At 72.8% G+C, this 13,362-nt stretch carries 10 protein-coding genes; 3 read left to right on the top strand and 7 right to left on the bottom strand.

Going from position 1 to position 13,362, the window contains the following annotated elements; genetic code table 11:
* Nucleotides 1-75: 75 nt before the first annotated feature.
* A complete protein-coding gene (locus tag ACPA54_RS32975; protein WP_345675387.1) occupies nucleotides 76-306 on the top strand; it encodes a DUF7455 domain-containing protein in 231 nt (76 codons plus the stop codon).
* Between the two features lie 202 nt (nucleotides 307-508).
* On the opposite strand, the gene ACPA54_RS32970 is transcribed toward ACPA54_RS32975, so the two are convergent.
* From ACPA54_RS32970 to ACPA54_RS32945, 6 genes are all read right to left on the bottom strand, one after another.
* Nucleotides 509-1,450 (bottom strand): S1 family peptidase, encoded by a 942-nt coding sequence (locus tag ACPA54_RS32970; RefSeq protein ID WP_423535325.1) that lies wholly within the window; start codon nucleotides 1,448-1,450, stop codon nucleotides 509-511.
* Nucleotides 1,451-1,877: 427 nt separating this feature from the next.
* Nucleotides 1,878-3,449, bottom strand: coding sequence for an RNA polymerase sigma factor (locus tag ACPA54_RS32965; protein ID WP_423535323.1), 1,572 nt, complete (start codon nucleotides 3,447-3,449; stop codon nucleotides 1,878-1,880).
* Nucleotides 3,450-3,800: 351 nt separating this feature from the next.
* Nucleotides 3,801-5,681, bottom strand: a complete 1,881-nt coding sequence (locus tag ACPA54_RS32960) for a SpoIIE family protein phosphatase (protein ID WP_423535321.1) — start codon at nucleotides 5,679-5,681, stop codon at nucleotides 3,801-3,803.
* 406 nt (nucleotides 5,682-6,087) lie between these two features.
* Entirely contained in the window at nucleotides 6,088-6,882 is a 795-nt protein-coding gene (locus ACPA54_RS32955) for a FadR/GntR family transcriptional regulator (protein ID WP_423535319.1), read from the bottom strand.
* A 604-nt stretch (nucleotides 6,883-7,486) separates the two neighbouring features.
* The gene (locus ACPA54_RS32950; protein ID WP_423535317.1) at nucleotides 7,487-8,257 is read right to left on the bottom strand and encodes an ABC transporter permease; all 771 of its coding nucleotides are present in this window, start codon (nucleotides 8,255-8,257) and stop codon (nucleotides 7,487-7,489) included.
* A 133-nt stretch (nucleotides 8,258-8,390) separates the two neighbouring features.
* On the bottom strand, nucleotides 8,391-9,665 hold the full coding sequence (locus tag ACPA54_RS32945) for an ABC transporter ATP-binding protein (RefSeq protein ID WP_423535315.1): 1,275 nt from the start codon (nucleotides 9,663-9,665) through the stop codon (nucleotides 8,391-8,393).
* A gap of 207 nt (nucleotides 9,666-9,872) precedes the next feature.
* Here ACPA54_RS32945 and ACPA54_RS32940 point away from each other — a divergent pair, with 207 nt between their 5' ends.
* Both ACPA54_RS32940 and ACPA54_RS32935 read left to right on the top strand, forming a co-directional pair.
* Nucleotides 9,873-10,334, top strand: coding sequence for a hypothetical protein (locus ACPA54_RS32940; RefSeq protein ID WP_423535313.1), 462 nt, complete (start codon nucleotides 9,873-9,875; stop codon nucleotides 10,332-10,334).
* 170 nt (nucleotides 10,335-10,504) lie between these two features.
* Nucleotides 10,505-11,209, top strand: a complete 705-nt coding sequence (locus tag ACPA54_RS32935; RefSeq protein WP_423535311.1) for an NUDIX hydrolase — start codon at nucleotides 10,505-10,507, stop codon at nucleotides 11,207-11,209.
* A gap of 151 nt (nucleotides 11,210-11,360) precedes the next feature.
* On the opposite strand, the gene ACPA54_RS32930 is transcribed toward ACPA54_RS32935, so the two are convergent.
* Nucleotides 11,361-13,355, bottom strand: coding sequence for a glycogen debranching N-terminal domain-containing protein (locus ACPA54_RS32930; RefSeq protein ID WP_423535310.1), 1,995 nt, complete (start codon nucleotides 13,353-13,355; stop codon nucleotides 11,361-11,363).
* Between the last annotated feature and the right edge of the window lie 7 nt (nucleotides 13,356-13,362).

Raw genomic sequence — 13,362 nt, 5'->3', positions numbered from 1 at the left:
CCCCCGGGAACGTTCGAGGCTGGTTTGATGTTGTGAACATCGAAGGCAGTCCTCGTCGAGTAGAGAAGAGGCGACGTGAATTCGGTTCTGACTCCCGCCAGTCCGTTGACGGCCGCCGACCGTTGTGACCGGTGCGGCGCACAGGCATACCTCCGGGTCGTTCTTGCCAGCGGCGGAGAGCTGCTGTTCTGCGCTCATCACGCACGCAAGTTCGAGCCCGAACTGCGCAAGGTCGCCGTCGAGATACAGGACGAGACCGACCGCTTGACGGCAACTCCGGCCAACGCGTCGGAGGACGAGCGCTGAGTTCGCTCGGACCCACACCCCTTCGACAACCCGACGAGACCCGGTAGGTGCGTTTCCTGAAGAACCCCGAAGGATCGCAGCGGTGGCGGCCACCCGACGGTGGCCGCCACCGTGGTCTTTCCGGGGGCTCTCCAGGGGTCGACCGAGGTCTCACCGGGCACCGCGCGGGGCCCGGAAGGGGCCACGCGCACGGTGATATGGATCACATCCCGGCGGCCGTCCGGATGTCCGCCGCGAAGGCGGCCACCCGGGTGTAGACGCCGGGCTTCTTCGGCAGCGCGCAGCCGTCGCCCCACGACACGATCCCGGCGAGCCGGCCGTCGATCAGCAGGGGGCCGCCGCTGTCCGCGCTGCACGCGTCCTTGCCGCCCTGGGTGAGGCCGGCGCAGACCATGTCCGCGGCCACGTACGTCCCGTACACCCCGCCCGGGTAGGCGGAGCGGCATGCGGCGTCCGAGGTGACCGGGACGGTCACGGTCCGCAGCACCGGCGAGTAGTCGCCGTTGCCGGTCGTGTCGCCGTAGCCGAGCACCGTCGCGGGCGTGTCCGCGGCGTACACGTCCTCGCCCTGCTTCACCATCGGCAGCGCGGCGGCGTCCAGCGGCTCGGCGAGGGTGAGCACCGCCCAGTCCTTGTCCACGCGCGCCATGTCGAACGACGGGTTCACGTGCACGTCCGTCACGGCGACCTCGTGGCCCGCCGTGGTCCGCAGGTCGGTGCGGCCCTGGATCACCTTGAGGTCGGGGCGCTGGGTCAGCGAACCGTCCGGCTCGACCATGCAGTGCGCCGCCGTGAGCACCTTCGTCGGCGCGATCAGCGTGCCGCCGCAGAACTGGCCGGACCGCGACGAGCCGTACATCGACCGGCTGGACAGCGCGACCATCCACGGATTGGCCGTGGCGTCCGCCGGAGAACCCCCGATGACGACCCTGGGCGGCCCCTGGGGCGCCTCTTCGGCCGCGCCCGCGGAGGTGTGCCAGGCCGCTGTCGCGGCGACCGCCAGGAGCGCCGCGGTGAACGCGGCCCCCGCCCGGCGCACCCCCCACGCGGTGCCGTGCGCCCGCCCCGGGGGCGGACCGCCGCTGGGCAGCCGCCGCGGCGGACCCGCGTCGTTCCCGCGGGCGGTGCGCGCCGCGTAGCGCACACGCTCGCGCGGTGCCGCCGTACCCGATTCCGCCGCCGCTCCGGCCGCTTCCCGTGCGCCGACCGCGCCGCTTGTGCTGCTTGTACTGCTTGTGCTGCTTGTTCCGTTTGCGCTGCTTGTGCCCGTGTCGTGCCCGCTGCCGTCCGGCTCCGGGCAAGCTCCCAGCCCCGTCATCGCCACTGCGTCCTCCATGCCCGTCCTCAGCGACTACGCTCAGTCCTGAATCGATTACCTTCAGGGAACGTCGATCGGAGCGGCCCTGCAACCGGGGCCGAGAGGCATCGCCCGGACGAGTGAACCCCCGCTCGGGGTCCGGAACGGGCCGGAGAACGCGCCGGAGCCCGGCGGCAAAAGCCGCCGGGCTCCGGGATGCGCCGTGTGCCGTTCCGGCCCGGAAGCCGGGCCGGTTCCGCCAGGTCGCCGCCGGTCAGTCCAGGTAGTCGCGCAGCACCTGGGACCGCGACGGGTGACGCAGCTTCGACATGGTCTTCGACTCGATCTGGCGGATGCGCTCACGGGTGACCCCGTACACCTTGCCGATCTCGTCGAGGGTCTTCGGCTGGCCGTCGGTGAGGCCGAACCGCATCGACACGACGCCCGCTTCGCGCTCGGACAGCGTGTCGAGGACCGAGTGCAGCTGCTCCTGGAGGAGCGTGAAGCTGACCGCGTCGGCGGGGACGACCGCCTCCGAGTCCTCGATCAGGTCGCCGAACTCGCTGTCGCCGTCCTCGCCGAGCGGGGTGTGCAGCGAAATCGGCTCGCGGCCGTACTTCTGGACCTCGATGACCTTCTCGGGGGTCATGTCGAGTTCCTTGGCCAGCTCCTCCGGGGTGGGCTCGCGGCCCAGGTCCTGGAGCATCTGGCGCTGCACGCGGGCGAGCTTGTTGATGACCTCGACCATGTGCACCGGAATGCGGATGGTGCGGGCTTGGTCGGCCATCGCTCGGGTGATGGCCTGCCGGATCCACCACGTGGCGTACGTGGAGAACTTGTAGCCCTTGGTGTAGTCGAACTTCTCGACCGCGCGGATCAGACCGAGGTTGCCCTCCTGGATCAGGTCCAGGAACAGCATGCCGCGGCCGGTGTAGCGCTTGGCCAGCGAGACCACGAGACGGAGGTTGGCCTCCAGCAGGTGGTTCTTGGCGCGGCGCCCGTCCTCGGCGATGATCTCCAGCTCGATCTTGAGCTTCGGGGCGAGCTTCTCGCCGGAGTTCAGCTTGTCCTCGGCGAACAGGCCGGCCTCGATGCGCTTGGCGAGTTCGACCTCCTGCTCCGCGTTGAGCAGCGGGACCTTGCCGATCTGCTTCAGGTAGTCCTTGACCGGGTCGGCGGTGGCGCCCGCGACGGCGACCTGCTGGGCCGGCGCGTCGTCCTCGTCGTCGTCGGACAGGACGAAGCCCTGGTTCTCGTCCTCGGGCTCGGCGGCGGCGCCGGGCTCGATCGCGATCTCCGGCTCGTCCGTCAGCTCCTCGGCGTCCAGCTCCGAATCGCCCTCGCCCTTGCCCGCGGTGGCCTTCTTGGCCGCGGTCTTCTTCGCCGCGGCCTTCTTGGCCGGGGCGCCGGCGGCCGACTTGGCCGCCGTCTTCTTGGCCGCCGTCTTCGCGGCAGCCTTCGGCTGCTCGGCCGCCTCGGCCTCGGCCGCGGCGGGCGCGGCTGCGGCCGGGGCTGCCGCGCGGGCCGCGGTGCCGGACACGACGGTCTTCGTGGAGGTGCGCTTGGCGGTGCTCTTCGCCGCCACGCTCTTACGGGTGCGCTTGGGGGCCGCTGAATCGGCGGCATTTACCACGATGTCCACACCCTCCTGGTCAAGGACCTGGTTGAGGCTGCGTAGGACGTTCTTCCACTGGGTGGCCGGGATCTGGTCGGCCTCGAACGCCTGGCGAATCTCGTCGCTGGCGATGGACCCCTGAGCCTCACCCCGTTCGATCAACGCCTTCACGTTGACGAAATCGGCGATCTCCGGGGGAAGCGAACGGGATGTGCTGGCCGACACAAACAACCTCTCGACGGATCTGGACGGCGTTCGACATGATCGAGTCGCTCGCCGCCTGGCAAACGACACACAGGCGGGGGCAGAGGCACAGGACGCCCGGTCGCGCAGCCCTGCTGCGGTACTACGGCAGCTCCTGGCAGACGCCGGAGCAACTACATAGCAACACAGCAGCCGGGCACGCGCGGGTATTCCTGAAAGGCTGCCACCTTCGTACTCATCGGACTGGGCGCAGAAGTGTTACGCATCCCCTCGGTGGCGGGCGTCACACCCGCCGTCGCGGAGCCCGTCCGGAGCCGTACCGCCGATCGGGTTGGATCGGCCGGGGCCCCGTCCGGTGCGTCGGCACTGCCGGGCACTTCACCGCGGAGGCTCGGCGATGCGGACTCCGAGGATCGTGACGTCGTCGTCCCGGTCCTGACCGTCGAGCAGGCGTTCCAGGATGCTCGACAGCAGTTTTTCCAGACCCCATTCCCCCCTCTCGCCCTTCTCTCCCCTCGGGTCGTCCCCGCGTTTCTCCCCCGGCCTCGTCGCCCGGGTGCCGCCTTGCGGGTTTCCCGGTGCGCCTCCCCGGCTGTCGCTCCGGGTGTCGCCCCGGGTACTCGCGGTGCGGGCGACTTCGAGCAGCAGGTCGAGGCCCTGGGTGATGCCGCGGGACCGGTTCTCGATCAGCCCGTCGGAGAAACCGACCAGGATGTCGCCGGGGTCCAGCTGCATCGTGTGCTTGGTACGCGGCTCGACGACGCCCAGCGGGGTGGACGCCGGGCCCGCGTCGGCGAGCTTGGCTTTGCCGTCCGCCGAGACGATCAGCACCGGCAGGTGGCCGGCGTCCGCGAGGTCGAAGACGCCGGTGGCCGGGTCGATCACGCCGTAGATGAGCGTGGTCAGGGATTCGTCGTCCTCGGTGGCGGTGAACAGCCGGTCGAGGCCGGTGAGCACCGCGACCGGATCGGGGTCGGTGAAGGCGAGGGCACGCAGCGCGGCACGGACCCGGCCCATGCCGGCGGCCGCGGTCAAGCCCTTGCCGATCACGTCGCCTACGACGATCGCGATGCGGCCGTCCAGGAGCTTGAAGACGTCGTACCAGTCGCCGCCGACCTCGAAGTCGGGGGCGCCGGGCAGGTAGCGGTAATCGAACTCGACGCCCGGGACCTCCGGCAGGCGGTCCGGGAGGAGGCTGCGCTGGAGGGCGACGGCGGTGCGGTGCTCGCGCTCGTACAGCCGCGAGCGTTCCACGGCGAGCGCGCACTGGCCCGCGAAGGCCTCCAGGAACACCCGGTCGTCCGGGCCGAAGACCCGCGCCTCGCGGAACGTGAAGCGTAGCGCGCCCATCGGGGCGCCGGAGCCGAGCAGGGGCAGCACGACGGACGCGGCTTCGCCGGACTGCGGCGCGTCGGGGCGGGGCCGCATGCCGGGGAGAGCGGCGGACGGCTGCTGCTCCGTGTCGGGTGTGGCGTCGGGTTTGGCGTCGGGTTCGGTGTCGGCCTCGGTGGCGGCCGGTAACGGGTCGCCCGGGGGTGTCGCGGCCGGTGTGCGGCCGAGGTAGAGCGGGGTGCCGTCGCGGACCGCGGTCAGCAGCGCGGGCGGCCAGTCCTGCGGGAGGACGCGGCGGCGGCGGGACGAGCGCGGCGTGGGCACGTTCGGCCACGGGAACACCGGGGCGGCGCCGTCGAGCAGGCGGAGCTCGCTGTGGCGCGCGTCGATGCTGCGGCCGAGTTCGGCGACGGCGGCCTCGACTTCGGCGACGGTGAGCGCGCCGGCGAGGCGCGCGGTCATCAACTGGAGGCGGGAGGTGCGCCATTGGCTGGAGCGCAGGAGTTCTTCGCGGTGCCGGTTCTCGGTGACGTCGGAAACGATCGCGAGGACGGCGGCCACGCCGCCGTCGTGGCCGTGGACCGGGACCCAGCGGGCTTCGTGGTGCCGGGTGTCGTACCAGTCGGGCGGGGACAGCACGAAGTCCGTGTCCGCGTACGGGGCTCCGTGGGCGAACACCAGCGCGACGGTCTTCTCGATCTCGCGGGCGAGTCCGTGCGGCAGCAACTCGGAGGGACGGCGGCCGAGATGCTCGGCCGCGGGGCGCCGGTTGAGCCGGGCGAGGGCGTCGCTGATGCGCAGGTACCGGAGGTCTTTGCCGTAGAGGGCGAACGCCACCGCGGACTCGCCGCCGAGCGCGTCGAGCACGGCGGTGTCGAACACCTCGGCGGCTGCGGACGGGCCGTCCCGCACCGTGTCGTCGGTCAATGCCGTCTTCCCCACCTGTCGCCTCGGCCCGCCCAACCGGGGGTGGACCGGTCCGAATACGCGTCAGACATCGAGGGTAATCACGTCTGGCGCCTCACCGGGAGTGATTGCCGGGACTCTCTGCGTGCCACCGTGCTCCCCTGGCGCGCGCCGGGCGTGCGCCTGGTGTGTGTCGGCAGTGCCTCGGGGGGCGTCGGGGGTGCGTGCGTCGGGTTGCGGTGCCGGTCGGGCGGCCGGCGCCGGCGGCGTCGTTGCCGGGTACTTGATCCGGTACCCGCTCAACGTGCCGCCGACGCGCGCCGATTGACGATCCGTCAGTCCTGGTCGTCGGTGGTGGCCGTCGGTTCCTGTGCGGGAACGGCGCGGCCGGCCGCTCGGGCGGACGGCCGCGGCCCGGTCGGCGCGGTCAGCCTTCGCGCGGCGCCGGGAACAGGCGTTCCACCTCGGGGTGGACGGCCAGCAGCGACCGCATCGCGGACGCGGCGCCGTCGCCGTCGCCCGCGGCGACCGCGTCGACGAGCCGGGCGTGCAGCGCCACCGAGGACTCCGACAGGTGTTCGCATCCGGCCGCGTGCCCGCCGGACATCTGGAGCGCGGAGGCCACGGCACCGGACAGGTGCTCGAGCAGCCGGTTGCCCGCGACCTGGAGCAGCAGGACGTGGAACTCGGCGTCGGCGCGCGTGAAGCTCGCCGGGTCGGGCTCGGCGACCGCGTGCTGCATGATCACGACGATCTCGGCGAGCCGCCGCACCACGTCGGGGTGGTTGCGGCAGGCCGCCATGTGCGCGGCCAACGGCTCGATACCCCAGCGAAGTTCGAACAGCTCACGGCGCATCGCGTCGCGCTGCGGGCCGCTGGCGCGCCATTCGATGATGTCGGGGTCGAGGAGGTTCCAGTCGGCGACCGGGCGGACCCGGGTGCCGACGTTCGGACGGGCGCTGACCAGGCCCTTGGCTTCCAGAACGCGCAGCGACTCGCGGACGACGGTGCGCGACACCTCGAAGCGCTGGCCGATCTCCTCGGGCACCAGGGGGCGTTCGTAGCCGACTTCGCCGGCCACGATCATCTGGCCGAGCTGCTGGACGAGTTGGCCGTGCAGACCGCGACCGCGCGGACCGCCCGGCTTGCGGACGCCGCGCATCGGGTCGATGTCCGGGGAGTCCCAGGGGTAGCGCGGGGCGGCGGACTCGGAGGCGGGCATCGGTAGGTCCGCGGGGGAGACACGGTAGGCGTCGGGCGATGGCACGGTCGGCGCCGTGCCCACGGCGGGCAGGGAGTGATGGGGAGCGATACTCACGCTCCTTCATCTCGGCGTGCGGCGCGCCGGTCTTGAGCCGTTCCGCCGATCCCGGCTGAAAAAAACACGAAAGGGTGATCGGCCTTGCGGAGTTGTCCCCCGCACGGGGGAGGCCCTTGGGATGAAAGGAGTTTTTTGTGGAGTTTTATGGGTGTTGGTGATTGATAGGGGTATTGGCGAAAGTTGCCGGGGAGGGGGGCGGGGGTTGGGTAGGAGCGCGGACGCGGCCGCGCAACGGACCCGGGGCGGTGTGTCGGGGCGGGGCGGTTTGTCGGGGCGGGGCGGTTTGTCGGGGCGGCGCGGTCGATCCGGCGGGCGTGGCGGGTTGAGGTGTGGCCGGGGCGGGGGTCACGGGCGTCAGTGCGCGTCGCGCGGCGCGGGGTGTACCGGGGGCCGCCGGGGCTGCCCGAGGATCCGGTGTGCGGCGTGCGTTGTCCGCCGCTCGGCGTCGGGCCTCGCGGCGTCAGGCGTTGCGGCGTCAGGCGTTGCGGTGTCGGGCGTCGCGGCGTCAGGCTTCGCGGCGGGCGAAGACGATGGCGGCGGTGAGGAGCCCGGCTGCGGTCCAGCAGGCGAACGTGAGGGCGCCGGTGCCGGGGCTGAGGCCGGTGGCCGGGTCGCCGACGGACAGCATGCGGTCGGCGGCGTGGAACGGCAGGTAGCGGACCGCGTCGCGGTAGGGCTCGGCGAGCGCGAGTTCGGCGGCGCGGCCGGCGAGCGGTTCGAGGGCCAGCGGGAAGACGGCGAGCCCGACAGCCGCGATCGCGGAACCGCGGGTCACGATGCCGACGGCTAGGCCCAGACAGGCGGCGAGCCCGAGGTATGCCGCGTAGCCGAGGAGGATGCGCGGCGCCGGGGCCTGGTCCCAGGCGAGTTCGCGGAAGCCGGATCCGAAGCGCGCGGTGGCGACGGCCGCGTTCACGACGACGCCGACGCACGCGATGGTCACCGCCAGGAGTGCGGTGACCGCGACCTTCGCGGCGAGTGTGCGGGTGCGGTGCGGCAGCGCGATGAGCAGCGCGGGCAGAGCCGCGGCACGCTGCTCGCGCGCGCAGGCCAGGACCGCGGCGAACGCGACGACGAGGACGGCCAGGGGCGTGGTGCTGCCGACGGTGCCCGCGGTGACGAGTTGGGCGGCGTCGGCCGCGCGGACCGGCATCGCGTCGAGTTCGCGGGCTCCGGCCCACGTGGTGGCGGCGCCGACGGCGAGCGCGCCGAGACCGGACCACCACAGACCGCGGCCGGTCGCAAGGCGGGCCCATTCGTATCGGACGGCGGTCATGTGGGTCACCTCGCGGGATGGGTGGTGCGGCTGGGAGTTCGGTGTGCCGGGTCGGCTTCCGGGGGCGGAACGTGCGCGGTCCGGCGCTCGGGGGCGCGCGTGGGGCGTGCGTGCGCCCGTCCCCGGTGGCGGATCAGACGTTGACGCCGTCCGAGCGGGTGCGGCTGCGGGCGTCGTCGTCGGTGGCGGTGGCGTCGCTGTCGGAGTTGCGCGCCAGCCAGCGGCGGCGCTTGGGGCGGCGGTGCGGCGAACGGGTGTCCGACGAGCGGGATGCCTGGGCGGGGCCGGGGATCGCGCTGACGGAGGCGTCGGTGTCGGCGGGCCCCGAGGCGCCGGATGCCGGGATGACGCCTTCGGGGGGCGAGGTGACATCGGCGGTCGGGTCGTACAGGCGTTCGTAGGCGTCTGCCGTGGCCTTGGTCCGCTTGGCCAGCTTGGCGTCCTCGCGGGCGGCCCGGCGCTCGGCGCGTTCCGCGGACCGGGGGAAGTGGCGGGCCTGGTCGATGCGCACCCGGCTCTCGGTCGCGGCCCGGTTCCGCGCCGCCACCGTGCAGAACGCGTCGGCGACGGAGGTCTCGCGCTGCGCCAGCTCGTGCAGCAGCACGCCGTTGCGGAACGCGATCTCGCCGATCCGGGCGCGGTCCGCGCTCACGCTGAGGACCGTGCCGCCGTGCACGTGGACGGCGAGCCCTTCGGCGCGCAGCAGCTCGACGAGGCGTTCGACCTGGGGCGTGCGGACGAACACCTCGTGCCCCTCGGCGCGGGCGCGGTAGTCGACGACCGCTTCGTCGGCCCACAGGCGGCCCCGGGACATCGCAAGCACGTGATCGGCGCAGTCGGCGAGTTCGGTCAGGCCGTGGCCGGCGACGAGGACGGTGCGGCCCTGCGACACGTACGCGCGCAGGAACTCGCGGAGCCAGCGTGCGCCCTCCGGGTCCTGCCCGGCGGACGGCTCGTCGAGGATCAGGGTGTGCGGGTCGCCGAGCAGCGCGGTGGCGATCCCGAGGCGGCCGCGGGCGCCCGTGGAAAGCGCGCCGACGCGCACCCCGGCGACCGGCGCCAGTCCGACGAGGTCGAGGACCTCGTCGACGCGCGCCCGCTTGATCCCGTGCGCGGCGGCGGCCACCCGCAGCTCGGTGCGCGCCCGGCGCCGCGGATCCGCGGGCTCGGCGCCCAGCCACACGCCGACCTCGCGGGCCGGGTGGCGCAGCTCGCGGTAGCGGCAGCCGGCGAAGAACGTGCTTCCGCGACCGCGTTCGAGCTGCAGCATGAGGCGCAGCGCAGTGGACTTTCCGGCGCCGTTGGGGCCGATGAGGGCGGTGACCTGCCCGGGGCGGACGGTGAACGAGAGCGCGTCGACGGCGACTGCGCCGCCGTACTTCCGGGTGAGTCCCTGGACCTCGATCATTGGCCTGTCCCTCGCCGCCGTGGCGCCCGCGGACCTGCGGACATTTCGCACCGTACATGGACGAATACTGATTCTTTGGTAACCATGCCGCGTTCTGTTCCAAATACGAAAAAGAATCCGAATAGCAAAGGAGACGTCCAAGTCTGGACACGGCTTGCGGGGCGGAGGGACCATCGAGACACCGACCACGAGCGCCCGGAGGCCGGCATGGCTCCCATGTATCCAGCTCCGACGTTTCCCGGTGTCCCAGGAACCCCGTCCGCCTCGGCGGGCAAGACCGACGCGCTGGCGCTGCTGCGCGACAGCCTCTCGTCGGCGAGCGGCGCCAATTGGCTCGAGACGCTGCGGTCCGGACTCCGCCAACTCCGCACCGATCTCCACGAGCACATCGCGGCCACGGAAGGCCCCGACGGGCTCTACGACGAGGTGGGGCGCAGCGATCCCCGCCTGGCCTGTACGGCGACGCGCCTGCGGCGCGAGCACGGGCGGCTGAGCGCCATCGTCGACGAACTGAGCGCCGGCGCCGCCCACGAGCCGGTGGACCCGGGCTGGCTCAATTCGGCCCGGCCGCGGATCCGCGACCTGGTCCGGCAGTGGGGCTCGCACCGACGGCGGGACACGCAGCTGGCCTACGACTCGGTCTCGCTGGATATCGGGGGACAGGACTGAGGGCGGCGTAGGTGCGGGGTGGCTTTGGGCCGGGTTGTCGGGGTGTTTCCGGCCTCGGTCGCGGTGCCGGTTCCGGTCCGGTGAAGTCGCCCCCGACCTGCGGGAACAGTCCATCTTGTCGTTTGCGTCGTACGGCTGTTTATCGTCAGGCAGACGACTAGGATCGACACATGTCGCCCTCCGACGCCTCTCCGTATCCCCCGTTCGGGGTCACCGTGGACCTCGTCGTCCTCACCGTCCGGGACCACACGCTCAACGCGCTGACGATCCGCCGCGGCGAGCCGCCGTTCCAGGGCCATTGGGCGCTGCCAGGCGGCTTCGTCCGGCCGGACGAGGGGTTGGAGGCCGCCGCCGCCCGCGAACTCGCCGAGGAGACCGGGCTCGACCAGCTCGAAGTGCACCTCGAGCAGCTGGCCACGTTCGGCGACCCGGGCCGGGATCCGCGGATGCGTGTGGTGAGCGTCGCGTACCTGGTCCTCGCCCCGGACCTCCCCACACCCCGCCCGGGCGGCGACGCCGCGGGCGCGCGCTGGACACCGGCCGCCGACCTGTCGGACGGCTCACGGTTGGCGTTCGACCACACCAAGATCCTCGAAGACGGTGTGGAACGCGCCCGCGCCAAGATCGAATACTCGTCCCTCGCGGCGGCGTTCTGCCCCGAGGAATTCACCGTCGGCGAACTGCGCCGGGTCTACGAAGCGGTCTGGGGCGTCGCCCTGGACCCGCGGAACTTCCACCGCAAGGTGACGGGCACACCGGACTTCCTCGTCCCCACCGGCGGGACGACGACGCGCCAAGGCGGCCGGCCCGCACAGCTGTTCCGACGGGGGTCGGCGGAGAAGCTGAATCCGCCGATGCTGCGGCCGGAGGCTTGAGGGATCGGCTGGGCTGAGCTGGGTCGTCGGGGTCGTCGGTGGTCGTCGGGGTTTCTCGCCCTGCCCCCGTGGCGCCCAACCTGCCGCCGCGTCTGAGGGCCCTCCCCCCACCCCCTCCGCCAGGTTTTGCGGTGTGTTCATTCGTGTCCGGTCAGATCGCCAGTTGCATGCCGTCCGGGGCAGCCTCGATGACCGCCTGGCCCTGGCGGTTGATGCGGACGGTGAAGGGGGCGCCCGAGACGCGGAGGTCGGCGAGTTCCAGTTCGCCGACGGCCGGGGCTGCCGGGGGGCGTACCACGATCCGTCGGCGTGGTGCGTCGGGGCGGACGCCGGCTAGGGCGACGAGTACGGGCAGGATCGCCGCGGCGGAGCGGGCCAGCGGACGGCAGGCCAGCGGGTGCGCGACGGGCACGTGCCCGGGGACGCGTTGTTCTCCGGCGTGCATCTCGGGCATGCGGTATCCAAAGTGCGGTACGGCCTCCAGGAGTCCCGACAGCAGTTCGTAGGCGGCATCGGCTTGGCCGTGGTCGGCCAGGCCGGCGATGGCGACGCAGGTTTCGTGTGCGCGGACGACGCCGCCGCGCACCGCGAGCGGGTGGTATCCGGGGGTGCGGGCGCCGATCCCCCGCAGTCCCCACCCGCAGTTCAGGTCCGGGCTCAGCAGCCGCCGTGCCACATCGGCGCACGCGGCATCGTCGAGGATGCCGGTGCCGGGCAGTTGCCCCATCGCCGAGTTGGGGACGGCGACCGGGCGGCCTTCGCCGTCCAGGGCCGCGGCGATGTACGGTCCCGCGGCGTCCTCGACGCGGAATCGGTCGCGGAAGCGTGCCGCGAGATCGGCGGCGCGTTTCTGCCACACGTCGGACGATGCGGCGGCGTCGGCGTCCGTGTCCTCGCCGCATTCGCGCAGCAGCCGGGCGGCGTGTACGGCGGCTTCGTAGACCTGTCCTTGCAGTTCGCACGGTGCCGGGCCGCCCGGGCCCACCCGGACGAACCCGTCCGGGTGGGTGTCGAGCGTCGTCGCCAGGTGGGCCAACGCCCGGCGCAGGTGCGGCAGCAGCGGCTCGGTTTCCGAATCGCTGAGCCCCCAGCGGCGGGCTTCGCCCAGCAGCGTCACGTAGAGCGCCGTGGAACCGACGCAGTCGTAGCGTGGGGCGCGGCCCCCGGGCCCCAACGAATGCGGGATTTTGCCGGGCTCTTCGCCGCTGAGCGGATCCGCGCGGCGGCCTTGGCGGTCGGCCAGCATGCGCAGCGTGCCCGCGGCGAGGCGGGTGCCGAGGGGCAGCAGCATGCGTGCCGTCCACAGGCAGTCCCGACCGGTGGGGACCAGCTGCCAGGGGGCTCCGGCGGCGGGCATCGGCACGGTGCGGTGTTCCGGGTCGGCGACCAGTAGGCCGCGGAGGTCGACCAGGCTCTGCCGCATCCATTCCGCGACGCGGAAGTCGTCGCAGCGGACGCGCGCTTCGGACCACGGCGGCGGCCCGAGCGGCGCCCGCGGCGCCGGGATCGCATGCATGGCCGTCGCACCGGCCCGCTGGTGCGCCGGAGCCCCGGTCACGCGCAGTTCGACCGTCCACGACGCGGCCGGCTGCAGGGTGATGTCCCAGCGCAGGATCCCGGAGGCCGCCAGCGCCGTCTCCGGCGCCGGGTTCGCCACCGCACGCACCACCCAGCCGTCGGCGGAACTCCACGTCAGTCCACCCGGGCAGACCCGGGCGGCGAGATCCGGCCCGCGGCGGCCGACCCGCAGCTCCCCTATCGGCGCGAGGTCGGTGCCGAGGGTCATTTCGACCGGAACGCGGACGCGCCGTCGGGTCGTGTTGCGGATCACGACGCGTTCGCGGCCGTCCGCCTGCCGGGTCCGGTCGACGACCAGCGCCGGGTCCGGGACCGGATCCGCGACGAACCGGTGCATCGCGAGGAAACGCGCCGTTCCCGCACCGACGGTGTGCGAGGACAGCGGCTCCGGTTCGGCCCCGCCGATGGTGACCACCGAACGGGCCAGCAGGCGCCGCCCGTCGTGGAACAGTCCCTGGACGCCCCGGCCGCGGAGCTGCCCGTCCCGCGGACAGATCGCCATGCCCGGGGCGTCGACGCAGATCAGGGCGTCGTGCGCGAGGGGGTGGGGCGTTCTGATCCCGGTCACGTGGCTG

Source organism: Uniformispora flossi, from assembly GCF_049534875.1.
GTDB classification, from domain to species: domain Bacteria; phylum Actinomycetota; class Actinomycetes; order Streptomycetales; family Streptomycetaceae; genus Yinghuangia; species Yinghuangia aomiensis.
This window is presented reverse-complemented; position numbering and strand designations above follow the sequence as displayed.